The 23,750-nt window shown below is 60.6% G+C and carries 23 protein-coding genes; 14 read left to right on the top strand and 9 right to left on the bottom strand.

The window, feature by feature from the left end; translation table 11 throughout:
* Positions 1 to 1,042, top strand: a 1,042-nt coding sequence (locus FUU19_RS16665) for a glutamine synthetase family protein (protein WP_230507238.1), incomplete at its 5' end; no start/stop codon positions are given.
* Positions 1,043 to 1,577: 535 nt separating this feature from the next.
* The gene (locus tag FUU19_RS16660) at positions 1,578 to 2,945 is read left to right on the top strand and encodes an APC family permease (RefSeq protein ID WP_019453602.1); all 1,368 of its coding nucleotides are present in this window, start codon (positions 1,578 to 1,580) and stop codon (positions 2,943 to 2,945) included.
* A 70-nt stretch (positions 2,946 to 3,015) separates the two neighbouring features.
* On the opposite strand, the gene sbcB is transcribed toward FUU19_RS16660, so the two are convergent.
* The 3 genes from sbcB to FUU19_RS16645 form a co-directional block, all read right to left on the bottom strand.
* A complete protein-coding gene (gene sbcB, locus FUU19_RS16655; protein ID WP_230490699.1) occupies positions 3,016 to 4,443 on the bottom strand; it encodes an exodeoxyribonuclease I in 1,428 nt (475 codons plus the stop codon).
* A 90-nt stretch (positions 4,444 to 4,533) separates the two neighbouring features.
* On the bottom strand, positions 4,534 to 4,722 hold the full coding sequence (locus tag FUU19_RS16650; protein WP_141967733.1) for a DNA polymerase III subunit theta: 189 nt from the start codon (positions 4,720 to 4,722) through the stop codon (positions 4,534 to 4,536).
* A gap of 54 nt (positions 4,723 to 4,776) precedes the next feature.
* On the bottom strand, positions 4,777 to 4,983 hold the full coding sequence (locus FUU19_RS16645) for a hypothetical protein (protein WP_141967735.1): 207 nt from the start codon (positions 4,981 to 4,983) through the stop codon (positions 4,777 to 4,779).
* A 258-nt stretch (positions 4,984 to 5,241) separates the two neighbouring features.
* On the opposite strand from FUU19_RS16645, the gene FUU19_RS16640 reads away from it, so the two are divergent.
* Positions 5,242 to 6,351: an SDR family oxidoreductase gene (locus tag FUU19_RS16640; protein WP_141967737.1), complete on the top strand. Its 1,110-nt coding sequence runs from the start codon at positions 5,242 to 5,244 to the stop codon at positions 6,349 to 6,351.
* Positions 6,352 to 6,387: 36 nt separating this feature from the next.
* On the opposite strand, the gene FUU19_RS16635 is transcribed toward FUU19_RS16640, so the two are convergent.
* Complete coding sequence (locus FUU19_RS16635) at positions 6,388 to 7,134, bottom strand: S24 family peptidase (protein WP_019453597.1); 747 nt, start codon at positions 7,132 to 7,134, stop codon at positions 6,388 to 6,390.
* Positions 7,135 to 7,310: 176 nt separating this feature from the next.
* On the opposite strand from FUU19_RS16635, the gene FUU19_RS16630 reads away from it, so the two are divergent.
* From FUU19_RS16630 to tmaR, 3 genes are all read left to right on the top strand, one after another.
* On the top strand, positions 7,311 to 8,078 hold the full coding sequence (locus FUU19_RS16630) for an N-acetylmuramoyl-L-alanine amidase (protein WP_230490700.1): 768 nt from the start codon (positions 7,311 to 7,313) through the stop codon (positions 8,076 to 8,078).
* A gap of 94 nt (positions 8,079 to 8,172) precedes the next feature.
* Complete coding sequence (locus FUU19_RS16625; RefSeq protein ID WP_141972844.1) at positions 8,173 to 9,240, top strand: FUSC family protein; 1,068 nt, start codon at positions 8,173 to 8,175, stop codon at positions 9,238 to 9,240.
* Positions 9,241 to 9,400: 160 nt separating this feature from the next.
* Positions 9,401 to 9,718, top strand: a complete 318-nt coding sequence (tmaR, locus tag FUU19_RS16620) for a PTS system regulator TmaR (protein WP_004935612.1) — start codon at positions 9,401 to 9,403, stop codon at positions 9,716 to 9,718.
* A gap of 159 nt (positions 9,719 to 9,877) precedes the next feature.
* Here the strand turns inward: tmaR and FUU19_RS16615 are convergent, their stop codons facing one another.
* Positions 9,878 to 10,666, bottom strand: a complete 789-nt coding sequence (locus tag FUU19_RS16615; protein WP_230490701.1) for an ABC transporter substrate-binding protein — start codon at positions 10,664 to 10,666, stop codon at positions 9,878 to 9,880.
* 22 nt (positions 10,667 to 10,688) lie between these two features.
* Positions 10,689 to 11,870, bottom strand: a complete 1,182-nt coding sequence (locus tag FUU19_RS16610; RefSeq protein ID WP_230490702.1) for a M20 aminoacylase family protein — start codon at positions 11,868 to 11,870, stop codon at positions 10,689 to 10,691.
* A 138-nt stretch (positions 11,871 to 12,008) separates the two neighbouring features.
* Here FUU19_RS16610 and FUU19_RS16605 point away from each other — a divergent pair, with 138 nt between their 5' ends.
* From FUU19_RS16605 to araD, 8 genes are all read left to right on the top strand, one after another.
* Complete coding sequence (locus FUU19_RS16605; RefSeq protein ID WP_230490703.1) at positions 12,009 to 12,962, top strand: LysR family transcriptional regulator; 954 nt, start codon at positions 12,009 to 12,011, stop codon at positions 12,960 to 12,962.
* Positions 12,963 to 13,247: 285 nt separating this feature from the next.
* On the top strand, positions 13,248 to 14,315 hold the full coding sequence (locus FUU19_RS16600) for a zinc-binding dehydrogenase (RefSeq protein WP_171454403.1): 1,068 nt from the start codon (positions 13,248 to 13,250) through the stop codon (positions 14,313 to 14,315).
* A gap of 135 nt (positions 14,316 to 14,450) precedes the next feature.
* Complete coding sequence (locus FUU19_RS16595; protein WP_115436290.1) at positions 14,451 to 15,368, top strand: ABC transporter substrate-binding protein; 918 nt, start codon at positions 14,451 to 14,453, stop codon at positions 15,366 to 15,368.
* A 54-nt stretch (positions 15,369 to 15,422) separates the two neighbouring features.
* Positions 15,423 to 16,913: a sugar ABC transporter ATP-binding protein gene (locus FUU19_RS16590; RefSeq protein WP_230490704.1), complete on the top strand. Its 1,491-nt coding sequence runs from the start codon at positions 15,423 to 15,425 to the stop codon at positions 16,911 to 16,913.
* On the top strand, positions 16,910 to 17,899 hold the full coding sequence (locus FUU19_RS16585) for an ABC transporter permease (RefSeq protein WP_159318251.1): 990 nt from the start codon (positions 16,910 to 16,912) through the stop codon (positions 17,897 to 17,899). The genes FUU19_RS16590 and FUU19_RS16585 overlap by 4 nt, the downstream gene beginning before the upstream one ends.
* A gap of 8 nt (positions 17,900 to 17,907) precedes the next feature.
* The gene (locus FUU19_RS16580; RefSeq protein WP_230507229.1) at positions 17,908 to 19,395 is read left to right on the top strand and encodes an FGGY-family carbohydrate kinase; all 1,488 of its coding nucleotides are present in this window, start codon (positions 17,908 to 17,910) and stop codon (positions 19,393 to 19,395) included.
* Positions 19,382 to 20,251: an L-ribulose-5-phosphate 3-epimerase gene (locus FUU19_RS16575; protein ID WP_230507227.1), complete on the top strand. Its 870-nt coding sequence runs from the start codon at positions 19,382 to 19,384 to the stop codon at positions 20,249 to 20,251. The genes FUU19_RS16580 and FUU19_RS16575 overlap by 14 nt, the downstream gene beginning before the upstream one ends.
* On the top strand, positions 20,245 to 20,937 hold the full coding sequence (gene araD / locus FUU19_RS16570; protein WP_033632583.1) for an L-ribulose-5-phosphate 4-epimerase: 693 nt from the start codon (positions 20,245 to 20,247) through the stop codon (positions 20,935 to 20,937). Before FUU19_RS16575 ends, araD begins: the two co-directional genes overlap by 7 nt.
* A gap of 6 nt (positions 20,938 to 20,943) precedes the next feature.
* Here the strand turns inward: araD and FUU19_RS16565 are convergent, their stop codons facing one another.
* The 3 genes from FUU19_RS16565 to FUU19_RS16555 all read right to left on the bottom strand — a co-directional run bounded on the left by FUU19_RS16565 (position 20,944) and on the right by FUU19_RS16555 (position 23,735).
* Positions 20,944 to 21,948, bottom strand: coding sequence for a LacI family DNA-binding transcriptional regulator (locus FUU19_RS16565; RefSeq protein ID WP_004935582.1), 1,005 nt, complete (start codon positions 21,946 to 21,948; stop codon positions 20,944 to 20,946).
* A 555-nt stretch (positions 21,949 to 22,503) separates the two neighbouring features.
* The gene (locus FUU19_RS16560; protein ID WP_197833408.1) at positions 22,504 to 23,172 is read right to left on the bottom strand and encodes a gamma-glutamylcyclotransferase; all 669 of its coding nucleotides are present in this window, start codon (positions 23,170 to 23,172) and stop codon (positions 22,504 to 22,506) included.
* Positions 23,173 to 23,213: 41 nt separating this feature from the next.
* A complete protein-coding gene (locus tag FUU19_RS16555) occupies positions 23,214 to 23,735 on the bottom strand; it encodes an NAD(P)H-dependent oxidoreductase (RefSeq protein WP_137382340.1) in 522 nt (173 codons plus the stop codon).
* Positions 23,736 to 23,750: the final 15 nt, after the last annotated feature.

Here is a 23,750-nt window from a genome sequence, read left to right as displayed (position 1 = left end):
TGAAGATGGCACTCCCTTTGACGTTGAACCCCGTAATGTGCTGAACCGCGTGTGGCAGGCGCTGCGCCAGCGCGGTTTGTTCCCGGTGGCAGCGGTAGAGCTGGAGTTTTATCTCATCGATAGGCTGCGTGACGCGGAAGGCGATCTGCAGCCGCCGTGTGCGCCCGGCACTCAGGAGCGCAACACCCAAAGCCAGGTGTATTCCGTCGATAATCTGGACCATTTCGCCGAGGTGCTGAACGATATCGACGCGCTGGCGAAGCTGCAGGGGCTGCCGGCGGACGGCGCGGTGGCGGAGGCGTCGCCGGGGCAGTTCGAGGTCAACCTGCGTCATACCGACGACATCCTGCTGGCCTGCGACCACGCGCTGGCGCTGAAGCGGCTGGTGCGGCTGGTGGCCGAGAACCACGACATGCACGCCACCTTTATGGCCAAACCCTATGAGGATTACGCCGGCAGCGGCATGCATGTGCATGTCAGCATGCAGGACGGGGCGGGCAACAACCTGTTCGCCGACGCCGAAGGCGAGGATTCGCCGCTATTGAAACAGGCATTGGCCGGGATGATCACCCTGATGCCGGCGTCGATGGCACTGCTGGCGCCGAACGTCAACGCCTACCGGCGCTTCCAGCCGGGGATGTATGTGCCGATCCAGGCCGCCTGGGGCCACAACAACCGCACCGTGGCGCTGCGCATTCCCTGCGGCGAACCGGAGAACCACCGGGTGGAGTACCGCGTGGCCGGCGCCGACGCCAATCCGTATCTGGTGATGGCGGCGATCCTGGCCGGCATGCTGTACGGGCTGGACAACGTGCTGCCGCTGCCTGAGGCGGTGACCGGCAACGGGCTGGAGCAGGAGGGGCTGCCGCTGCCGATCCGCCAGAGCGACGCGTTGTACGAGTTTGAACATCAGCACGCGCTGACGCACTATCTGGGCGAGCGTTTCACCCAGGTGTATCACGCCTGTAAGACGGACGAGCTGCTGCAGTTTGAACGGCGGGTGACGGAAACCGAGATCGACTGGATGTTGAAAAATGCCTGAATGGGCGTATAAAGTAAGAGGTATGTGCGGGTGACGGGCCTGCCGGTAGCGGATTAATTCGCCTGCCGGGCTGGTTTTCCGCGCGATCGACAAAAAGAATTTGTATTTGAGGGTTTCCGGATCTTGTCATCCGGAGGCATTCTGGTGCAAAATATCTCAAATGCAGATAGCCGACGTTTTGAAAGCGTCGGTTATTTTTTTTGCATTAAGTTTTACCAACGTAGCGTTTCATACACCAAGCGAGGCCGGACACCGATCCGGATAGATAAATAGTTTCGTGCACGATCAAACAAAACTTTATGGTCGTGACTCATGAGGATTAGAAAGATGGGGCAATTTTTCACTTTAGCACCGGTGCCCGCCGGTTTCCGCTGTGGCCGCAGCGACTATGGAGCAGCCGAGGTTACCTCGACCCGTTATCCAGCTTACAATCCCCTTCTTTTAGAATTAAGTCGCTCGTTGCGAAGTTTCCCCGCAACCTTAAGTCTTGGCGTGTCCGCCATCCGCAAGGCTCAAGGTAAGGGGGGGCTGACCAATGTCCGATAACACCATCAACGCCGCTCCGGCTCAGCGCACTCAGCTGCGTAAAACCCTGACATTAGTTCCGGTAGTGATGATGGGCTTGGCTTACCTGCAGCCAATGACCATTTTCGATACCTTCGGCATCGTATCCGGCCTGACCGATGGTCACGTCGCGACCGCGTACGCCTTCGCTCTGCTGGCGATCCTGTTTACCGCCCTGAGCTATGGCAAGCTGGTGAAGAAATTCCCTTCCGCCGGTTCCGCCTACACCTACGCCCAGAAAGCCATCAGCCCGCACGTCGGCTTTATGGTGGGCTGGTCATCGCTGCTGGACTACCTGTTCATGCCGATGATCAACATTTTGCTGGCCAAGATTTACCTGGAAGCGATCTTCCCGGGCGTACCGTCCTGGATCTTCGTGGCGGTGCTGGTCGGCTTGATGACGATTTTCAACCTGCGCGGCATCAAGCTGGTGGCTAACCTGAACTCCATCATCGTGGTGGTGCAGGTGGCGATCATGATCGTGTTCCTCGGCCTGGTGATCAACGGCATTTACCACGGCGAAGGCGCCGGTACGCTGGTCAGCAGCCGCCCGTTCTGGTCCGATAACGCCCACGTGGTGCCGATGATTACCGGCGCGACCATCCTGTGCTTCTCGTTCCTGGGCTTCGACGGCATCAGCTCGCTGTCCGAAGAGACCAAAGACGCAGAGAAAGTGATCCCGAAAGCCATTTTCCTGACGGCGCTGATCGGCGGCATCATCTTTATCGTGGTGTCTTACTTCGTGCAGCTGTACTTCCCGGACATCTCGCGCTTCAAGGATCCTGACGCGTCGCAGCCTGAAATCATGCTGTACGTGGCGGGCAAATTCTTCCAGTCGGTGATCCTGGTGTTCTCCTGCGTGACGGTATTGGCGTCAGGCATGGCGGCGCACGCGGGCGTTTCGCGCCTGATGTACGTGATGGGCCGCGACGGCGTGTTCCCGACTCGCTTCTTCGGCTATGTGCATCCGAAGTGGCGTACCCCGGCGCTGAACGTGCTGCTGGTTGGCGCCATCGCGCTGTCCGCGGTGTCGTTTGACCTGGTGACCGCGACTGCGCTGATCAACTTCGGTGCGCTGGTGGCCTTCACCTTCGTCAACCTGTCGGTGATTTCGCAGTTCTATATTCGCGACAAGATGAACCGCACCGTGAAGGACACGTTCAACTACCTGATCCTGCCGGTGATGGGCGCACTGACCGTCGGCGCGCTGTGGATCAACCTGGAAGCCAGCTCGATGACGCTGGGTCTGGTTTGGGCGACCATCGGCCTGATCTACCTGGCCGTCGTCACCCGCAGCTTCCGCCTGCCGGTGCCGCAAGCGAGCGAAGACGCCGCCTAAGCGCGAGCCGCCTCCTCAGCCACAAAAAAGGCCGCATTTGCGGCCTTTTCCTTTTCTGCTGCTGCGGGTTTTATCCCACCAACTCTTTGCCGTAATCGAACAGCGCTTTCAGCAGGGCCGTTTTCTCTTTGTCGCCTTCGTGCAGGTTATACAGCGATTCGAGCTGCAGCAGATAACTCTGCACGCGTTCAGCGCTCAACGCTTCCTGGCGGTGTTGCAGCCAGCGGCGCTGCTCGGCATCGTCCAGCGTATTCGGATAGTTGCGCGCGCGGAAGCGGAACAGCAGCTCTTTCATGCGGCCGTCGCTGAAGGCCAGATCCAGCGCCGGCAGGTTCTGTGGCTTGGTCTGCTGGATAATCCTCATCGCCGCTTTGTCGGCGTCGCTGAAGAAACCGTCGTACAACCGGGCGTCGACGTCGTCGGAGCCTTTGAACGGTGCGGCTTCGGCGAACAGCGCCACCACTTTCTCGCGCACTTCCGGGTGCTGTTTCAGCAGCTGCAGGTTCTGCAGGCAGGCCTGGCGATCGATGCCCAGCCGCTCGGCGTTCTCCGGCAGCAGGGTTTTGGCCGGTGCCAGCACCGGGCATTTGTTGATGTGCACCAGCTTGATCGGCACCGGTACCTGATCCGGCGCCAGGTCGTCGCGGCGCGTATACAGCCGTTCACGCAGCTGCTCGGCGCTCAGCGTCAGCAGCGGCGTCATATCGCCGGCGAGATCGCACATGATCACCGCGTTCTTGTTGTCCGGGTGCCAGGCCAGCGGCGACACCCAGCTGGTGTTACCGCGCGCCGCGCCGAACATGCCGGAGACGTGCACCAGCGGCGTCATGTCGGCGACGTCGATCAGGGCGTTCAGCTTGTGCTTATTGCGATGCTGCAACAGGAAATCGAACAGCCGCGGCTGCGCCTGCTTGACCAGCTTGGCCATGGCGATGGTGGCGTAAACGTCCGACATCGCATCGTGAGCCTGCGTGTGCTCGACGCCGTTGGCGCGCGTCAGGTGTTCCAGGCGGAAGCTGGGGAAGCCGTCTTCGTTTTCCGGCCAGACGATGCCGTCCGGGCGCAGGGCATAGCAGGCGCGCATCACATCCAGCAGATCCCAGCGCGAGTTGCCGTTTTGCCAGCTGTAGGCATAGGGATCGTAGAAGTTGCGATAGAAGATATTGCGGCTCACTTCGTCATCGAAGCGGATGTTGTTGTAACCGAGAATGCAGGTGCCGGCCACGCTGAAGGCCTGATGGATTTGGCGGGTGAACTCGGCCTCGTTAACGCCTTTGGCGCGCGCCACCTGCGGCGTGATGCCGGTGATCATCACCGCCTCGGGTTCCGGCAGGTAATCGTCGGCCGGGGCGCAGTAGATGACCAGCGGCTCTTCGATAATGTTGAAATCCATATCGGTGCGCACGCCGGCGAACTGCGCCGGGCGATCCAGCGACGGGCTCTTGCCGAAGGTTTCGTAATCGTGAATATAAAATGTGGCCGTTGCCTTGCTGCTCAAAATCGCGTCTCTTCAGTGGCGGATACAATATGCCCCTATTGTAACGGCGTGGGGAGCGATGCCAAGCGGCGGTTAGCGAAATGCGCGCAATTACGCACGGCGATAATAATCCAGCCGTTGATGAAAGTAGGGGAGCAGGTGGTCGGGGACCTGTTGTTCCGTTTCCGCCTGGGTCGAGGCGATGCCGTAGCGTTCGTTGTAGATCACGCTGATGGCCAGCAAATCGGTTTCTATTTTCTCGCGTTGTGCCTGCGGTAAGCTATCCAGCTTTCGAGCCATCGTTATCTCCCTGTGAACCTTAGGGCATAATAGGATCGTTAGCGGGTCTTGTCCCTACCCATTCCGGGGGGCGGTGGATGCCTGAGCGCCTTGCTGCGAGCAGGGGGCCAGACTGTGGCGGGCGGCGAACTCGCTCTCCTGCGTGTGGGTATTGAGGCGATCCGCCCGGTTATACAGCGAGCAGGCGCCGCCGATCACCGCCACCCAAAACAGGGTGCACAGCAGTAAAACCCCCAACCAGGCTTTTTGGTTATAGGTCATAAGTCCTCCACGGACGAGAAGAGAAATAACATTGACCGTTTAATTAAATCAGGGGTTACATCAATGGTATTTAAACAGTAGGGATTAATCGCAAAGCGTGCCCGACTCTTTTGTTACTAAATCCATGATGGATGTTTCAAAAGATTCCTTAAGATAATATTAAGAAAAGTGACTCAAGGTGCCGTAATTCTATTTAATATTTGTTTAATTATCCGCAGATACAATCTTCCACATTCAATACCAATGTGGGTGACAATTATGAAAACGCTACTGTTGACCGGCGCTACCGGCTTTCTCGGTGGTGCAGTTCTTGAAAAATTACTGATTGAAAATCAGTCTATTAATTATCTTTTACTGGTGCGCGCTGATGATGCACAGCAAGGGTTGGCCCGTATTCGCACGAATATGGAAAAGTTTAATATCGACGCGAACCTGCTGTCTAAAATTACGATAGAAAATATATTGTTGGGCGACCTTTCCGAGCCGGCCGACTTTTTAACTGACGCACGTATTAACAATGTCACGCACGTTATTAACTGCGCGGCCGTTGCTTCATTTGGTAATAACCCGCTCATTTGGAAGGTAAACGTAGAAGGCACCCTGGCCTTTGCCGAAAGAATGGCGCAGGTGCCGGGATTAAAACGCTTCCTGCACGTCGGTACCGCCATGTCCTGTTCGCCGGAACCGGGTTCGCTGGTGGCTGAGAGCGGCGAGTTTGAGGAAGATGCCGAGCACCTGGTGGAATATACGCGTTCCAAATCCACCATCGAACAACTGATGCGCCAACGCTGCCCGCAAATGCCGCTGACCATCGCTCGTCCGTCGATCGTGGTGGGGCACACCCGCCTGGGCTGCCAGCCTTCGAGCAGCATTTTCTGGGTGTTTGGCATGGCGCTGATGCTGCGCAAGTTTATGTGCTCGCTGCAGGACAATATCGACGTGATCCCGGTGGATTACTGCGCGGATGCGCTGGTAATGCTGATGAACAGCGAAACGCTGGAGAACGACGTTTATCACATCTCTGCCGGTGAGGAGAGCAGCGTCAGCTTTGCTGAAATTGACAACGCCATGGCGGTGGCCCTGGAAAAGGCGCCGGTGGGCGATGAGTATGCGCAGGTAACCTATGACGCGCTGGTGAAAATGCGCCGTCAGCTGAAAGACATTTTCGGCCCGTGCAACGAGCGGCTGATGCTGAAGGCGATGCGCCTGTACGGATCGTTCGCCATGCTCAACGTGCGTTTCAGCAACGAGAAAATCCTCAAGCTGGGCATGCCGAAGCCGCCGCGTTTCACCGACTACATCGCCGGTTGCGTGCAGTCGACCCGCGGGCTGTCTATCCAGCAGCAGATGGTGGTGGACTTCAAATAACCGCCGGGCGCAGCGGGCGCCCGACGTTGTCGTCCGTTACCAGGACGAAGAGGACCAGAAGACGCGGCCGAGCACCACCAGTTGCTCTTTGCGCTGCTGATAGCTGAGGTGCTCGTCCTGGTACTCTTCCCGGTTGAGGGAGCGGATGATGACGCCGCCGTCCGGCTGCTCGATCAGCACCTTCACCCGCAGCAAATTGCCGTGGCGGATGGCGTAGGTCTTGCCTTCGCGGATGCGCGTGTCGTCGGTGTTGATGCCGACCACGTCGCCGTCCTGCAGGCGCGGCTCCATGCTGGAGCCGGAGATGCGAATAATGCGCGCGGCGTTGACCGCCACCCCCATCTTGTGCAGATAGTAACGGCGGAAGATCAGCGAAAATTCCTCGCGATCGACGATTTCATAGCAGCCGTCGCCGGCGGAAAAATCAATATCCAGCAGCGGGATCTCCACAAACTCTTCCTTGTCCTGTTCGGTATCTTCCCATACCACCGGTTTTAAACGGGCGGGCTGGAAGTCCGACTCCGCCGCCACGTTGTCAAACGGGCGCACCAGCTGCTTTTCATGAAACACGTCGAACCAGCCCTTGGGCAAATTCAGCCTGGCCTCGATCCGCCTGGCCAGATTGTCGCCAAGATTGCGGGAGGATTTTTCCCCGATGATTTGGCTCAGCGTTGGCGCGGAAGACTCAACCAGCGTGGCGAATTCATTCTGGTTGACGCCTTGCCGGGCGTAGCGGGCCATCAATTCGCGCAGATTGTTGCGCCTGATTTCTTTAGTTTCCATCGTGCAATGATCGCACTCTTTAGCAAAAAGGTAAATAACGATTTTGCTAAAAAACACTTGCGCATGATTTAGCAATTAGCTAAAACAAAAAGGGTGAGCCAAGGGTTCACCTGTGCGGGGCGGCCTGTCATGATGAGGGGCCGCTCAGTGAAATCAAACGAGAGAGGGACTTTACGATGTACAAGATTGATTACAATAGCTACCGATCGGTCGCCAGCTTCGGCCACCGCGTGCGTTTTCTGGTGCTGCACTACACGGCGCAAAACTTCGCTGACTCGGTGAAGTCGTTGACCGGAAAATCGGTCAGCGCGCACTATCTGGTGCCGGATCCGACCGAGGCCACCTATCAGGCCGCCGGCTTCAGCGGCGTGCGCATTTTCAACCTGGTGGACGAGAACGAGCGCGCCTGGCATGCCGGCACCAGCCAATGGGGCACCCGCAGCAATATCAACGACACCTCGATCGGCATCGAGATCGTTAACCTGGCGAGCGGTGACGGTGAAAACATCACCTTCCCGCCGTTCAATCCGCAGCAGATCGAGGCGGTCACCCAGCTGGCGCAGAATATCCTGCAGCGTTATCCGGACATCTCGCCGGTGAACGTGGTGGCGCACTCCGACATTGCGCCGGGCCGCAAGAGCGATCCGGGCCCGCAGTTCCCGTGGCAGCAGCTGTATCAGGCCGGCGTCGGCGCCTGGTATGACGAAGCGACCAAGCAGCAGCGCCAGCAGGAATACTGCCGTCAGGGGCTGCCGGCGCAGGCCGATCTGCTGAAACTGTTCGCCCAATACGGCTACGACACCTCGGCGGCGAACACTGCAGAGGGCTATCGCCAACTGGTGCGCGCGTTCCAGCTGCACTTCCGTCAGCAGAAGTATGACGGCGTGATGGATGTCGAAACCGCCGCCGTTCTGCGCGCGCTGGTCGACAAGTACGCCGCCTGAGCCTGACCGCGAATGGGGGACGCCTCATTCGCCTTTTCCTTGCCGGGCTTCCTCCGCTAAAATGGCGGCCTGGATGGTCTTTATCGGAGGCATCGTGCGCCTCGATCGAAAAATCTCTTCCCTTGAATTGCTGACCTATCGCCACTATCGCATCGTTCACGGCGTGCGTATTGGGCTGGCGTTTATTCTGACCTTTCTGCTGATCCGCTTGCTGGCGGTGCCCGAAGGCACCTGGCCGCTGATCACCCTGGTGGTGGTGATGGGGCCGATCTCGTTTTGGGGCAACGTGCTGCAGCGGGCGCTGCAACGCATTGCCGGCACGGTGTTCGGCGCCGCGTCCGGCCTGATTGCCCTGTATCTGGAGCTCTATTCGCTGCCGTTGATGTTGGTCTGGTGCGGCGTGGTAATGTTCGTCTGCGGCTACCTGACGCTCGGCAAACGGCCGTATATGGCGCTGCTGGTGGGGATCACGCTGGCGGTGGTGTGCGGCGCGGGCGCCGGTGACATGCATACCGCGCTGTGGCGCAGCGGCGACGTGATCTTCGGCTCGTTGCTGGCGCTGCTGTTCACCAGCATCTACCCACAGCGCGCCTATATTCTGTGGCGCATGCACATGGCGGACTGCCTGCAAACCGCCGCCCGCCTCTACGGCGCCTATTTTTCGCCGAACGTCATTGAGCGGCCGCGGCTGGAGCCGCAGCTCAAGGATCTGTTGAATCAGGTGGTGAAGCTGCGCAGCCTGATCGTGCCTGCCAGCAAGGAAACCCGCATTCCCAAAGCGGTGTTCGAAGCGGTGCAAACCCTCAGCCGCAATCTGGTGTGTACGCTGGAGCTGATGGCCGACGCCTACTGGGCCTCGCGCGAAACGCACTTCATCATGTTGAACGCCCGCACGCTGCGCAGTACCCAGCTGCTGACGCTGAGCTCGCTGGAATCGCTGGCGGTGCTGATGCGCGAAGGGCCGCAGGCGCAGCGGCAGGCGGCGGCGGGGCAGCTGGTGGAGATCGCCGGCGAGCTGAAAACGCTGATGCAGGAGGTGAGCCTCGGCCAGCACGGCGAAGCGCCGATTTACGGCTATGTCTGGCTCAGCATGGAGCTGGCGCAACAGCTGGAGGAGTTGGGGGATCTGCTCCAGGTTTGCACCGCCGCCGGGCGTGAATAAGGGGTCAGATCATGAAGGCGGCGCTTTGGGTTTTGGCCGCCGGGGCAAAGTGGGTAAGATAAGGCAATCACTGTTGTGCCGGACCGCCACAAACCTGTATCTTGGTGCCATGTGGCCGTAAGCAAATGAATCTGTGTATTACTAAAGCAAGGGTATAAAGATGGATAATGCAAATAAGCCAAGTTTCCAGGACGTGCTGGAGTTTGTGCGTATGTTCCGCCGCAAGAACAAGCTGCAACGCGAGATCGTCGACAACGAAAAGAAAATTCGTGATAACCAGAAGCGCGTGCTGCTGCTCGACAACCTGAGCGAGTACATCAAGCCCGGCATGAGCATTGAAGACATTCAGGGCATCATCGCCAACATGCGTAGCGACTACGAAGATCGCGTTGATGACTACATCATCAAAAATGCCGATCTGTCCAAAGAGCGCCGCGAGCTGTCCAAAAAGCTGAAGGCGATGGGCGAAGTGAAGTAACCCGCTTTATCGGGCCGGGCGTCCTGCCTGGCCCGTATCCTTATCCCGCCTGATTTCCCGTTCTTGCTGACACTGCCGTTTCCGTTGGGGGCGTTCCCCGGCGGCCGAAGGCGCCTCCCCATCCTGCCCGATCTGCAGGTGACCGCCGGGGAACGCTTGTTACTGCTCCGCGCCGTACATGTCGAAGTCGAAATACTTGTCGTTGATTTTCTTGTAAGTGCCGTTGGCACGGATCGCCTGCAGCGCGTCGTTGAAGGCGCCAAGCAGCGCGGTATCGTCTTTGCGCACCCCGATGCCGTCGCCGACGCCGAAGTATTTGCTGTCGGTCAGTTCGGCGCCGATAAAGGCAAAGTCTTTGCCGCCGGGCGTTTTGAAGAACTCGCTGGCGCTGACGCTGGCCAGCAGCGACGCATCCAGCCGGCCGTTGGCCAAATCTTCGTTCACTTCCTGCTGGCTTTGGTAAGCCACCACGTTAACGCCGGCCGGGCGCCATAGCGCGTTGGCGTAGGCCTCCTGGCTGGAGCCTTGCTGCACGCCGACCGATTTGCCCTTCAGCGAGGCGGCGGTCGGTTGCAGGCTGCTGCCCTTATGCGCCACCAGCCGCGCCGGGGCGTTGGAGACTTTGCTGGAGAAGGCGATCTGCTGCCGGCGCTGCGGCGTGATGGTCATCGACGAGGCGATGGCGTCGAACTTCTTCGCCTGCAGGCCGGGGATCATGCCGTCCCAACTGCTTTCCACCCACACGCATTTGGCCTGCATCTGGTCGCACAGCGCCTGGGCGATATCGACGCCGAAGCCGGTCAGCTTGCCCTGCGGGTTTTTATACTCCAGCGGCGGAAAGGTGGGATCGATGCCCAGCTTGATCACTTTGCCGCTAAATTCACCGCTCAGCGCGGGAAAACTCGCGGCCAGCGGCAGCAACAACAACAGCCCTTTGATGGTTTTCATGTCATTTCCTCAGCGTTGGCGATTAAACCGCAGGGCGAGCTAAAAAACGCTCGACCAATTTGACCCAGTAGGTGGCGCCCAGCGACAGACTGTCGTCATTGAAGTCATAACCGGGGTTGTGCAGGGAATTGCCCGGCGTAGCGGGGCCGTTGCCGATCGAGATGTAGCTGCCCGGGCACTTTTCCAGCATAAAGGCGAAATCTTCGCTGGCGGTAAACGGCCGCAGCGTGGGGATAACCCGGCTCTCTCCGGCCCATTCCAGGGCTACGGCACGCGCCAGCTCGGTTTCTGCCGGGTGGTTCACCAGCACCGGGTAGCCGTGCTGATAGTCGATCTCCGCGCGGGCGCCGAAGCTGGCGGCCTGCGCCGTGACCAGCTCGGTGATGCGCTGCTCCAGCCGCTCACGCACCGCCGCCGTCAGCGCGCGCACGCTGAGCGTCAGGGTGGCGGTCGCCGGGATCACGTTGGCGGCCTGGCCGGCCTGCATTGCCCCCACGGTGACGATCGCCGTTTCCTGCGGATCGATATTGCGCGCCACGATGGTTTGCAGGCTCATGACGATGGCCGCGCAGGCCACTACCGGATCGACGGTGCTCTGCGGCACCGCGCCGTGGCCGCCGTGGCCGTGTAGGGTGATGTGTACCGTATCGGCCGAGCACATAAAGGGGCCGCTGGCGAAGCCCAGGTGGCCGGTAGGGAAGCCGGGCACGTTGTGCATGGCGAACACCGCGTCGCAGGGGAAGCGCTCAAACAGGCCGTCTTCGATCATCACTCTGGCGCCGCCGCCGCCTTCTTCCGCCGGCTGAAAGATCAGGTGCAGGGTGCCGCTGAAGTTCGGCTGCTGCGCCAGATAGCGCGCCGCCGCCAACAGCATGGCGGTGTGCCCGTCGTGGCCGCAGGCGTGCATCACCCCGGCATGGGTGCTGGCGTGCGGCAAGCCGGTTGTTTCGGCAATCGGCAGGGCGTCCATGTCGGCGCGGATGCCGAGCGATTTTCCCGGCCCACGTTGCAGTGTGGCGACAACGCCGGTTTGTCCTATGCCGCGCGTGACGCGGTAACCCCATTCCGCCAGCCGTTGCGCCACCAGATCCGAGGTGGCGAACTCCTGGAATCCCAGCTCCGGGTGGGCGTGAAGGTGGCGGCGAAGGGCGACCATCTCATCATGAACGGCGGCGATATCAGGCAGTACCAGTGAATGCATCATCACGATCTCCGGCAAAGGGCCCCGGCTAACGGGCACGGAACGGGGCAGAGGGATAGGCATCGAGACTAGCAAACTCCGTTTTTGCTGGGTAGCCGCCGTTCGGTTATGCTGACAACCGATGATTGTCAGGAGGTGAACATGAAACTGCACCAACTGCAGGCGCTGGTGGCCAGCGCCGACAGCGGCAGCATTCGCGCGGCGGCGCGGCATCTGGGGCTGTCGCAGGCGGCGGTGACCCGCGCGCTGCGCGAACTGGAGCAGGAGCAGGCGCTGCCGCTGCTGATCCGCACCCCGACCGGGCTGGGCTTTACCCCCTACGGCAAAACCCTGTTGGCGCACGCCCGGCTGGTGTTGAACCAGCTGGAGCAGGCGCAGGGCGAAATGGCGGCGCTGCGCGGGCGAACGGCGGATCTGGTCAAGGCGGCGATCACCCCGTGGCTGATGTTGACGGTGCTGCCGCCGGCGGTGATGGCATTTCGCAGCAAGGTGCCGGCGGTGCGGCTGGAACTGTCGGAAAGCCTGATGGCCAACGCCCAGTCGCAGCTGCGCGAGGGCACGATGGATTTCGCCATCACGCCGCTGCCGGCGTCGTCGGCGCCGCAGGAGTTCCACTGCGAGCCGCTGCTGGAGTATGAAACGGCGTACATGGTGCGGCGCGGCCACCCGCTGGCGCACAGCACCTCGCTGCATCAGCTGCTGGAGCAGGATTGGGTGATGAGCTATACCCAGGAAAGTTTCGATGCGCTGCTCGACGAGGTGTTCCACCGCCACGGTGCGTGCCTGCCGCGCCAGCGCATTATCCAGGCGCATTCGTTCGGCATGCTGCAGGCGCTGGTGGAGTCCGCCGAGATGTGTACCTGGTGCCCGCGGCCGATCGCCGCGCTGCCGCAGTTCGCCTCCCGCGTGCAACCGTTGGCGCTGCGGGAGGGCTGCCAACCGGCGCAGCTGAATATCGTCACCCGGCGCAACAGCATTCTGAGCGCCGCCGCCCATACGTTTATCGATACGCTGGTGCGCACCCTGCGCCAGCAGGTGCGATCGTCGCGGCCGGAAGATCGACAGATCTACGATCGCGTGCGCCTGCTGATTTAGCGGATCCCCCCGGATCGCCGATCCCGTAAATGGGATCGCGATCCGCATTTGTAGCATTTTTAGCCGCAATGTTAACGAACTGTGATTTTGCTCAAATAATTATTTTTGCAGCTTTGGTTATATGTCGCTCTATGTTCACGTTGTCATTTTGATTTTTCCTAGGTGTTTAATGGTTAATTTATTGAAATATATAATTTTATAACGCTGGTTGTTTTTTATTAGACAAAAATGACAACGTCAACATTAAGAGAATTCAAGCGTTTAACGAGTGTATTGGAGGAAGAGATGAGCCAGTTGCCGGAAAAAATGCGCGCGGTCGTTTGCCATGGCCCGCAGGATTATCGTTTCGAACAGGTGCCCACGCCGCTGCCGAAGGCACGCGAGCTGGTGATCAAGGTGGAAGGCTGCGGCATCTGCGCCGGCGACTGCAAATGCAAGAACGGCGCGCAGATGTTTTGGGGGGAGAACCCGTGGGTCAAACCGCCGGTGGTGCCGGGGCATGAGTTCTACGGCCGCATCGCCGCGCTGGGCGAGGGCGCGGAAGGCAAATACCGGCTCGGCGAGCGGGTGATCGCCGAGCAGATCGTGCCGTGCTGGGAGTGCCGTTACTGCAAATCCGGCAGCTACTGGATGTGTGAGACGCATAACATTTACGGCTTCCAGAAAGACGTGGCGGAGGGCGGCATGGCGGAGTACATGCGTTTTTCCGAGAACGCCATCGTGCACAAGATCCCGGAAAGCCTGAGCCATGAAGACGCGGTATTGATTGAGCCGATGGCCTGCGCCATTCACACCGTGGCGCGCGGCGACATCCAGCTGGACGACGTGGTGGTGCTGGCCGGCGCCGGGCCGCTCGGGCTGTGCATGGTGCAGGTGGCGCGCCTGAAAACGCCGAAGAAACTGATCGTGATCGACGCCATCGACGAGCGGCTGGCGCTGGCGAAGGAGTTCGGCGCCGACGTGGTGATCAACCCGCTGAAGGAAGACGCCGACCAGATCGTCAAATCGCTGACCGGCGGCTATGGCTGCGACGTCTACATTGAGGCCACCGGCGCGCCGATCGGCGTCACCCAGGGGCTGCAGATGATTCGCAAGCTGGGCCGCTTCGTGGAGTTCAGTGTGTTCGGTAAGGAAACCACCGTCGATTGGTCCATCATCGGCGATCGCAAAGAGCTGGACATTCGCGGCGCGCACCTGGCGCCCTACAGCTACGAAATCGCCATCGATCTGTTCGAGCGCGGGCTGGTGACCTCAAGCGGCGTGGTTACCCACAGCTATTCATTGAACGACTGGGATGAAGCCTTCGCCCTGGCGGACTCGACCGACTCCATCAAGGTGATCCTGGTTCCCTGACCCTCCCGCCGTACCGCTGTTGCAGTCACGATCGCCGGTCCATCCGCAATGGGGGGCCGGCCGGTCGGCCAAGCGTAAAGACATGCTGTTGCTCTGATAACCACAACAAGAAGCTTCCCTACAGGAGAATTGGCTATGTTTTCATTATTCAAAAAGACCCTGCCTTTTATCGTCGCCGGTGGAATGTTGGCGGCCAGCCATGTGGCGCTGGCCAAGCAAATCACTATCGGCATGTCGTTCCAGGAAATGAACAACGACTACTTCGTCACCATGAAGCAGGCACTGGATCAGGCGGCGGCGGATATCGGTGCCAAGGTGTACGTGGCCGATGCGCGCCATGACGTCGCCAAACAGATCGGCGACGTGGAAGACATGCTGCAGAAGAAGGTGGATATCCTGCTGATCAACCCGACCGATTCGGTGGGGGTGCAGTCGGCGGTGATCTCCGCCCATAAGGCCGGCGCGGTGGTGGTAGCGATCGACGCGCAGGCGGAAGGGCCGCTGGACTCGTTCGTCGGCTCGGAAAACTACGACGCTGGCTTCCAGGCGGGCGAGTACCTGGCGAAAGCGCTGGGCGGCAAAGGCAAGGTGGCGATCCTCGACGGCATCCCAGTGGTGCCGATCCTGGAGCGTGTGCGCGGCTTTGAAGCGGCGATGAAGAAATACCCCGACATCAAGATCGTCACCAAGCAAAACGGCAAGCAGGAGCGTGACACCGCGCTGACCGTGACCGAAAACATGCTGCAGTCGGCGCCGGATCTGGCGGGCATCTTCAGCGTCAACGACGTCGGCGCGCTCGGCGCCCTGGCGGCGATCGAAAGCAACGGCGCCAAGGTCAAGCTGGTGAGCGTCGACGGTCAGCCGGAAGCCATCAAAGAGATCCTCAAGCCGAACTCGCCGTTCATCGCCACTTCGGCGCAGTTCCCGCGCGACCAGCTGCGCATCGCGCTCGGCATTGCGCTGGCCCGCTACTGGGGCGCCACGGTGCCGAAAACCGTGCCGGTCAAAGTGAAGCTGATCGACCGCAGCAATGCGGCCGGCTTTAGCTGGTAACAGCGGCCGGGTTCGCCCCGCTGCGGCGGGGCGTTCGGCGCGGAGGGCAATGCGGTGACACCTTTACTGGAACTGAAGCGAATAAAAAAGAGCTTTCCCGGCGTGAAGGCGCTGGACGGCATCGATCTGGCCATTCAACGCGGCGAAGTGCACGCCCTGCTGGGCGAAAACGGCGCCGGCAAATCGACGCTGGTGAAAATCATGTGCGGTATCTATCAGCCGGACGAGGGCGATATTTTTATTGACGGCGAGCAGCGCCGCTTTAACAACTATCGCCAGGCGATCGAGGCGGGGGTCGGCATTATTTTTCAGGAATTCTCGTTGATTCCCTATATGAGCGCCATCGACAACATCTTCCTCAACCGGGAGATCAGGAACCGCTGGGGCCTGCTGGATCGGCGGGCGATGCGGCGCAAGGCCGAGGCGATTTTCAAGCGGCTGACGGTGGCTATCGATCTCGATTGCCCGGTGGAGCAGCTGAGCGTGGCGCAGCAGCAGTTCGTTGAGATCGCCAAGGCGCTGTCGCTGGAGGCGCGGGTGCTGGTGCTGGACGAACCGACCGCCACGCTGACGCCGGGCGAGGCCGAGCACCTGTTCAGCGTGATGAACGATCTGCGGCTGTTGGGCGTGGGCATGGTGTTTATCTCGCACCACCTGGACGAGATCTTCACCATCTGCGATCGCATCACCGTGCTGCGCGACGGCACCTACATCGAAACGCTGGCCACCGGCGACACCAACGTGGAAGAGCTGGTGCGGCTGATGGTCGGGCGCAAAATCGAAAACGCCTTCCCGGTGAAACAGCACCCGGTCGATACCGCGACGGTGCTGCTGGAGGCGGAGATCCAGCGCGAGAAGCACGGCACGACGGACCGTTTCCGGCTGCACAAGGGCGAGATCCTCAGCTTCGCCGGGCTGGTAGGCTCCGGGCGCACCGAGACCGTCTCCGCGCTGATCGGCGCCAGCCGCTGCCACCGCAAACGCGTCAGCCTCGGCGGCCAACCGGCGGCGCTGCGCTCTCCGGCGCAGGCGCTGGCGCAGGGTATCGGCCTGCTGCCGGAGAGCCGCAAAACCGAGGGCCTGGTGCTGCCGTTCTCGGTGGCGCAGAACATCACCCTCAACCGGCACCACCGGCGCGGCAAGATCTTCGTCAGCGCCCGCAAGGATCGCGACGTGGTGCAGCGGCTGATTCGCGCCGTGGGGGTGAAAACCCCGGACGCCGAGACCGCAGTCAGCACCCTGAGCGGCGGCAACCAGCAGAAGGTGGTGATCGCCCGCTGGCTCAACAACGACTGCAACATCCTGATCTTCGACGAGCCGACGCGCGGCATCGACGTGGGCGCCAAGGCCGAGATCTACCAGCTGATGCAGCAACTGACCCAGCAGGGCATCTCCATCATCATGATTTCCTCCGAACTGCCGGAGATCATCGGCGTGTGCGACCGCGTGCTGGTGTTTCGCGGCGGCCACATCGTTGCCGAGCTGACCGGCGACGACATCGAATCCAACCACATCATGCTTCACGCGACCGGGAGTGCCTTATGATCGGAATTGAACAACCCGCCGTGGCGCGCCGCGCCGCCGGCCCCAGCCTCGGCAAGCGCTGGGAAAAACTGCTGCATCACCCGGCGGTCTTGCCGTTTATCGGCTTCGCTGTCTTGTTCGTATTGATGAGCCTGCTGAACGACAGCTTCCTCAGCGTCAACAACCTGACCAACGTGGCGCGCCAAGTGTCGATCAACGCCATCATCGCGGTGGGCATGACCTGCGCCATCCTGACCGGCGGTATCGATCTCTCGGTGGGGCCGGTGATGGCGCTGGCCGGCTCGGTCGCCGCCGGGCTGATGCTGGCGGCGGTGCCCATTCCGCTGGCGATGGTGGCGGCGCTGGCGGTCGGCGCGTTGTTCGGCCTGGCCAACGGCGCCTGCATCGCCTACCTGCGCATGCCGCCGATCATCGTCACCCTGGCGTCGATGGGCATCGCCCGCGGCCTGGCGCTGCTCTATACCGGCGGCTACCCGATCTCCGGCCTGCCCGACGTCTTCGCGTTCTTCGGCCGCGGCACGGTGCTGGGCATTCAGGTGCCGATCCTGATCATGCTCGGCGTGTACCTGCTGGCCTGGCTGATGCTTAACCAGCTGCCGTTCGGCCGCTACGTCTATGCAATGGGCGGCAACGAAGAGGCGGCGCGCCTGAGCGGCATCCGCGTGCCGCGCTACAAGATGCTGGTGTACGTGATCAGCGGCCTGACCGCCGCGCTGGCCGGGCTGGTGCTGACCTCGCGCCTGATGAGCGGGCAGCCCAACGCCGGCGAAGGCTTCGAGCTGGACGCCATCGCCGCCGTAGTGCTGGGCGGGGCGGCGATCTCCGGCGGGCGCGGCGCCATCGTCGGCACGCTGGTGGGGGCGATGATGCTCGGGGTGCTCAACAACGGCCTCAATCTGATGAACGTGTCGCCATATATCCAGAACGTGGTGAAGGGCGGCATCATCCTGGCCGCCATCTACCTCAGCTCCGTGCGGCGCAAATAGGAGGCGCGATGTCAGTCTTTCTTGGCATAGACGTCGGCGGCACGGTGATCAAGGCCGGGCTGTACCGGGCAAACGGTGAAGAGTTGGCGATCGCCGAGCGCGACGGCGCGGCGATTGCCGCCCAGCCGGGCTTCAGCGAACGCAATATGGACGCGCTGTGGGATGACGTCTGCGCGGCGATCCGCCAGACGCTGCACGCGGCGGGGCTGGAGGCCGGGCAGGTGCGCGGCGTCAGTTTCTCGGCGCACGGCAAAGGGCTGTACGCCATCGATCGCCACGGCAAACCGGTCGGCAACGGCATCCTCTCTTCGGACAACCGCGCGGCGGCCACGGCGGCTGAGCTGCGCCGCGCCGGGGTGGACGCGCAGACCTATCCGCGCAGCCTGCAGCCGCTGTGGCCCAGCCACCCGGCGCTGCTGCTGCGCTGGCTGAAGCAGCGGCAACCGGCGCAGTACGCCGTCGTCGATCGCATCCTGATGGCGCACGACTACCTGCGCTTTCGCCTCACCGGCGAGGCGGCGGCCGAGGTGACCAACATCTCCGGCAGCAACCTGTTTAACCAGCACAGCGGCGCTTACGATCCGGCGCTGATGGCGGCCTTCGGCATCGAAGAGGCGCAGGAGAAGACCGCGCCGGTGATCGGCTCGGCGCAGCTGGCCGGGCGGGTGACGGCCGCTGCAGCGGCGCAGTGCGGCCTGCGAACGGGCACTGCGGTGTACGGCGGCCTGTTCGACGTGGTGGGCGCGGCGCTCAGCTCCGGCGTGGCCGACGATCGCACGCTCAGCGCGGTGGCGGGCACCTGGTCGATCGCCACCTGCGTGACCGAGCGCATCATTCCCGCCGATTACCCCTACGCCTGGGGGCGCTACTGCATCGACGGCCGCTATTTCGTGCACGAAGGCAGCCCGACCTCGGCCGGTAACCTGGCCTGGTTCCTGCGCCAGTTCTGCGCCGACGACCGGCAGCGCTATGCCCAGTTCAACGCCTGGGTGGCCGAGCGCCGCGAGCAGCCCAGCGGGCTGCTGTTCCTGCCTTATCTGTACGGTTCCAACCTCGGCGGCAACACGCCGGGCGGGCTGATCGGCCTGAGCGCCCACCACGAGATGGCGGACGTGGTGCAGGCGATCTACCAGGGCATCGTGTTCTCGCACCTGATCCATCAGGAGCGCATGGTGCAGCTGAATCCGCGCATCGAGCGGGTGCGCATGACCGGCGGGCCGACGCAGTCAGAGGTCTGGATGCAGATGTACGCCGACGCCGGCAACCTGCCGCTTGAGGTGGTGGAAACGCGGCAAAGCGGCTGCCGCGCCGCCGCCTTGTGCGCCGCCGTCGGCGCCGGGGAGTACGCCGGGTTCGCCGAAGCGATCGCCGCCGCGCCGCCCAAGCTGCGCTGTTATTATCCCGCGACCGCCGCCCACCGGCGCCTGCGCGCCCAGCAGGCGCGCTATCTGGCGGTCGCTCAGGCTTTGAGTGAGGTGACTGATGCAAACGACTAACGCCGCCTGTCTGGGGCTGTATGAAAAGGCGCTGCCCGCCGATCTGGGCTGGCCGCAGCGGCTGGCCACCGCCGCCGAGCTGGGCTTTGAGTTCGTGGAGATGTCTATAGACGAGCAGCCGGCGCGCCAGCAGCGGCTGGACTGGGATCGCCGCCAGCGGCTGGCGTTTATCCAGGCGCGGCTCGACAGCGGGGTGACGGTGCCGAGCCTGTGCCTGTCGGCGCACCGGCGCGATCCGTTCGGCAGCGCCGACGCCGCCACCCGCGAACGGGCGCGGGTGCTGATGAGCAAGGCGCTGGAACTGGCGACGGATCTCGGCATCCGCAACATCCAGCTGGCGGGCTACGACGTCTATTACGAACCGGCCGATCGCCACAGCCGCGAGCGCTTTATCGAGGGCATGCAGTGGGCGGTGGCGCAGGCCGCCAGGGCGCAGGTGATGCTGTCGGTGGAGGTGATGGACACGCCGTTCATCAACAGCATCAGCAAATGGTGCGACATCGCCCGCCACGTTAACAGCCCGTGGTTCACGGTGTATCCCGATCTCGGCAACCTCAGCGCCTGGGGCAACGACGTCGCCGCCGAGCTGGCGCTGGGCATCGGCAGCATTACCGCCATACACCTCAAAGACACCGTGGCGGTGGGGCCGGGCAGCGCCGGGCAGTTCCGCGACGTGCCGTTCGGCGAAGGCTGCGTGGATTTCGCCCACGCTTTTTCCGTGCTCAACGCGCTCGGCTATCGCGGCCCCTACCTGCTGGAGATGTGGGCGCGCGAAGACGGGCAGGATAAGCAACGCATCGCCCAGGCCAAGGCCTGGCTCGAACAACAAATGAATGAGGGAGGCATCGCATGCTGAACGAACTCAAGCGGCAGGTGCTGGCCGCCAACCTCAGCCTGCCGGCATACGGGCTGGTGACCTTTACCTGGGGCAACGTCTCGGCGATCGACCGCCAGAGCGGGCTGGTGGTGATCAAGCCTTCGGGCATCGCCTACGAGGCGATGACGCTGGAGGATCTGGTGGTGGTGGATCTGGAGGGCAAGGTGCGCGAAGGGCACCGCAAGCCCTCATCCGACACCGCCACCCATCTGGCGCTGTACCGCGCCTTCGCCGATATCGGCGGCGTGGTGCACACCCACAGCCGCAACGCCACCATTTGGGCGCAGGCCGGGCAGCCGATCCCGGCGCTGGGCACCACCCACGCCGACTACTTTTACGGCGACATTCCCTGCACCCGGCCGATGAGCGAGGCGGAGATCGCCGGCGATTACGAGGGGGAAACCGGCAAGGTGATTATCGAGACCTTCAATCAGGCTGGGCGCGATCCGCAGCAGGTGCCGGGGGTGCTGGTATACTCCCACGGCCCGTTTGCCTGGGGCAAGGACGCGGCGGATGCGGTGCACAACGCGGTGGTGCTGGAAGAGGTAGCGATCATGGCGATGGCGACTCGCCAGCTGGCGCCGGCCATCGCCCCGATGCAGCCGGAGCTATTGGACAAACATTTCCTGCGCAAGCACGGCAAACACGCCTACTACGGGCAATAGCGCCCGTCAGCGATTCAACAGCGAGCCGGTGAAGAACTCTCTGCGCACCGGCAGCTCGCCGCGCGGGCTGTTAATGGCGCTGAACAGCAGCTCCGCGGCGATCTCCCCCAGTTTTTGCGTATCGTGATACACCCCCGGAATGTGCAGGCCGTAAGCGCCGGCGCGCGGCGGCTCGTCTATCGAAAAGAACTTCACCTGCTGATAGAGGCCCATCTCGTGGCAGATGGCGATGGCACCCAGCGTGATGATGCCGTTCAGGCCGATGATGTAATCCGGGCGGTTCTCCGGCTGCGCCAGATAGGCGCGCACCTCGCTCTCTTGCGAGGTGAAATCATAGTCACCGTTGATGATATGAATCTCACGCCCGCTGCCCTGCAAGGCCGCGACGATGCCGGCGGTGCGCGTTAAGGTTATTTCCGAATCCGCCGGGCCGCCGATAATCAGCAGCTTCTGCTCCGGCTGCTCCGCCAGATAACGCCCGGCCAGCACGCCGATTTCGCGGTTATCGAGGAACACGCCGCTCAGCTGCTGATCGTAAAGATCGCGGTCGATAAGGATCAGCGGCACGCCGTACACCTCGGCCAGCTCGAGATAGGCGGGGCGGTAGCGCTTGTCGTCGCGCACCGCCGACAGCAGGATGCCGCGCGCCTTGTAGCCGAACAGCGCCTGAATGGCGCGCATTTCCGCCTCTTCGCTGCCGTCGGTGTCGAACAGCATGATCTGGTAGCCCTGCTGGCGCGCAATGCGCGACACGGTCTTGATCAGGCCGGAATAGAACGGGTTGTACATGCTGCTGGTGACGATGCCGATAATCTGGCTGCTGCTGCTTTTCAGCCCCTGCGCGAAGGCGTTGGGCACATAGTTCAGCTCTTTGGCGATGGCGTGAATGCGCTCGCGGGTTTCCGGCTTGACCAGCTCGGGCTTATTGAAGGCGCGGGAAACGGTGATATTGGTCACCCTGGCGCGGCGGGCGATATCCACGATAGTGGCATTGGGATTGGCTTTCGACACCGTCTTTCCTTGCGTTATGCCTCAACAGATCCCTTATTGTAGGGAAAGGGCGGAGGCGGTGCTAGGGGGGAGTTGGGAGGAGGGAAAATAATGGAATGAATATAGAGGTAATAATGTCGTTAGTTTATTAATTGTAAGTTTAATTATTTTATGTGGCTATATTTTGTTGGCGGGGAGTTTGATAAGGTGTGTTTCATGGTCGAAGTTAGGTAACAATGGCTGCTTTGTGCCAGAAGCGGACGTTGAAGTGCCAGAGACTCTCTAAAAGTTGATGGTTTGTTTTGCAGTGATACTTACATGGCATTGTCGGTAATGATTTGGTTAATGAAGTCTCGCAAGCTTTCTGCGCACCTTTATCCATCCTACCAATTTCTCCTGACAGTTCTTAAGGCTCCAATAGGCTCGCATTTTTAGTGATACAGGAAGAGGCTAAATTCATATTGCTGACAGTGAAATCTTCTTTGATGGGAACGAAAAAGGATCTATTGATTATCCTTTTCTATCAGCAATATAAGTATCCTGGAACGCTCTGATCCATGGCGTTTTTCGTTATATCTAGTCCAGCATGTTTTCTCTTTCCTGTAAATTAAGCAGGACTGACGAGACATAATTATCATTTATCCCCCAGGTCGTTAGTGTGGTATTCAAGCGATCCACATACTCTCGGTTCGTCCCTAACTCCCCGCATGCCTGAGAGATAAACTCAACAGAGGTTACAGCAGAGCTGTCGGATTCATAACAGGGATGCTGGCGGTCGGAAACAAACGTTAAGGCTTTTATTGCTTCCCCGGTGCTAGTGAGTGCATCTGTCCAGACTGGCTTGTACAAGCCGGCAATCATTTCGCGCATCCAGATAATGCTGAGCTCACTTTCCAGCGAGCATTCCGGGAGCCTGAAAATCATACCTTCCGTCATGCCGCCTTCATCCAGAGACAACATTCTTCCCGGATACTCTGGCGTTGCTCTGCCGGTCAGTAATCGTATGCAGAAACGTCGTTGCCATCCCTCGATCCTAGCTCGCTGCATTTCTTCTATCGCAATGGTGGGATTCCACATTAAAGAACCGTACGCGAATAGCCAGACGGGCGCCCCGGCGGGGCGCTCTTCAAGGATGGATTGCATTGAGGCTCTCAGCATCTCAGCGCTCCAGTATCCTTTGCTGGCAACTAACTCCTCGTGATAACGGAGAAAATTGCCGTTTCGCATTGACTGTCTGCTGAGCATAAATTTACCTTTGTTTCTGTTCCTGAATCTTTGCTTTGGAATCAATAAACCAGCGCTTTTAATTCATCCACTGCGCGAAGCATTCTTTTTTCAAATTCCGGAGAAGGTTGATGGCCATCAAAATCATTCGTAGTGGCAAACAACGTCGTTGTTGCGACACGCGCCCGTAAATAGGTAAATAATGGCCGCAACTGGTACTCGGGCATTAATGCGTGACGATCGGAACCTCCCGTTGCAGATAATATTACGGGTTTATCGGCAATGGCATCCGGAGGAATGAGATCGAATAAATGTTTGAACATCCCCGGATAACCCGCGTTCCAGGTAGGTACGCCGATGATAAGTGCATCTGCGTTGACGATTTCATCAACCAAAACACCAGCATTCTGGTCGAGATCCTCGATTTTTCTTGCTAATGGCAGGCTTTCACCAAAGTCATTCAGGGTGATAACAGAATGCGTAAATCCAGTTCCGGAAACGAATGCTTCTGTTAAATGACTGACCAGTCCCTCTGTCCTTGAGGGGGTATTTAAAACGCCAGTTAAACCTATTATCTTATTCATGATAGATGCCCCTGC

Origin of the sequence: Serratia montpellierensis (assembly GCF_020858655.1) — a bacterium.
GTDB lineage: Bacteria > Pseudomonadota > Gammaproteobacteria > Enterobacterales > Enterobacteriaceae > Serratia > Serratia montpellierensis.
The sequence above is the reverse complement of the archived record's forward strand: the minus strand, read 5'-3'. Positions and strand labels throughout refer to the sequence as shown.

Bases quoted from the DNA above. Each gene is read 5' to 3' on its own strand.
- FUU19_RS16660 (WP_019453602.1), top strand. From the start codon at position 1,578: ATGTCCGATAACACCATCAACGCCGCTCCGGCTCAGCGCACTCAGCTG.
- FUU19_RS16650 (WP_141967733.1), bottom strand. From the start codon at position 4,722: ATGGCTCGAAAGCTGGATAGCTTACCGCAGGCACAACGCGAGAAAATA.
- FUU19_RS16645 (WP_141967735.1), bottom strand. From the start codon at position 4,983: ATGACCTATAACCAAAAAGCCTGGTTGGGGGTTTTACTGCTGTGCACC.
- FUU19_RS16640 (WP_141967737.1), top strand. From the start codon at position 5,242: ATGAAAACGCTACTGTTGACCGGCGCTACCGGCTTTCTCGGTGGTGCA.
- FUU19_RS16635 (WP_019453597.1), bottom strand. From the start codon at position 7,134: ATGGAAACTAAAGAAATCAGGCGCAACAATCTGCGCGAATTGATGGCC.
- FUU19_RS16630 (WP_230490700.1), top strand. From the start codon at position 7,311: ATGTACAAGATTGATTACAATAGCTACCGATCGGTCGCCAGCTTCGGC.
- tmaR (WP_004935612.1), top strand. From the start codon at position 9,401: ATGGATAATGCAAATAAGCCAAGTTTCCAGGACGTGCTGGAGTTTGTG.
- FUU19_RS16615 (WP_230490701.1), bottom strand. From the start codon at position 10,666: ATGAAAACCATCAAAGGGCTGTTGTTGTTGCTGCCGCTGGCCGCGAGT.
- FUU19_RS16610 (WP_230490702.1), bottom strand. From the start codon at position 11,870: ATGATGCATTCACTGGTACTGCCTGATATCGCCGCCGTTCATGATGAG.
- FUU19_RS16605 (WP_230490703.1), top strand. From the start codon at position 12,009: ATGAAACTGCACCAACTGCAGGCGCTGGTGGCCAGCGCCGACAGCGGC.
- FUU19_RS16600 (WP_171454403.1), top strand. From the start codon at position 13,248: ATGAGCCAGTTGCCGGAAAAAATGCGCGCGGTCGTTTGCCATGGCCCG.
- FUU19_RS16595 (WP_115436290.1), top strand. From the start codon at position 14,451: ATGTTTTCATTATTCAAAAAGACCCTGCCTTTTATCGTCGCCGGTGGA.
- FUU19_RS16585 (WP_159318251.1), top strand. From the start codon at position 16,910: ATGATCGGAATTGAACAACCCGCCGTGGCGCGCCGCGCCGCCGGCCCC.
- FUU19_RS16580 (WP_230507229.1), top strand. From the start codon at position 17,908: ATGTCAGTCTTTCTTGGCATAGACGTCGGCGGCACGGTGATCAAGGCC.
- FUU19_RS16575 (WP_230507227.1), top strand. From the start codon at position 19,382: ATGCAAACGACTAACGCCGCCTGTCTGGGGCTGTATGAAAAGGCGCTG.
- araD (WP_033632583.1), top strand. From the start codon at position 20,245: ATGCTGAACGAACTCAAGCGGCAGGTGCTGGCCGCCAACCTCAGCCTG.
- FUU19_RS16560 (WP_197833408.1), bottom strand. From the start codon at position 23,172: ATGCTCAGCAGACAGTCAATGCGAAACGGCAATTTTCTCCGTTATCAC.
- FUU19_RS16555 (WP_137382340.1), bottom strand. From the start codon at position 23,735: ATGAATAAGATAATAGGTTTAACTGGCGTTTTAAATACCCCCTCAAGG.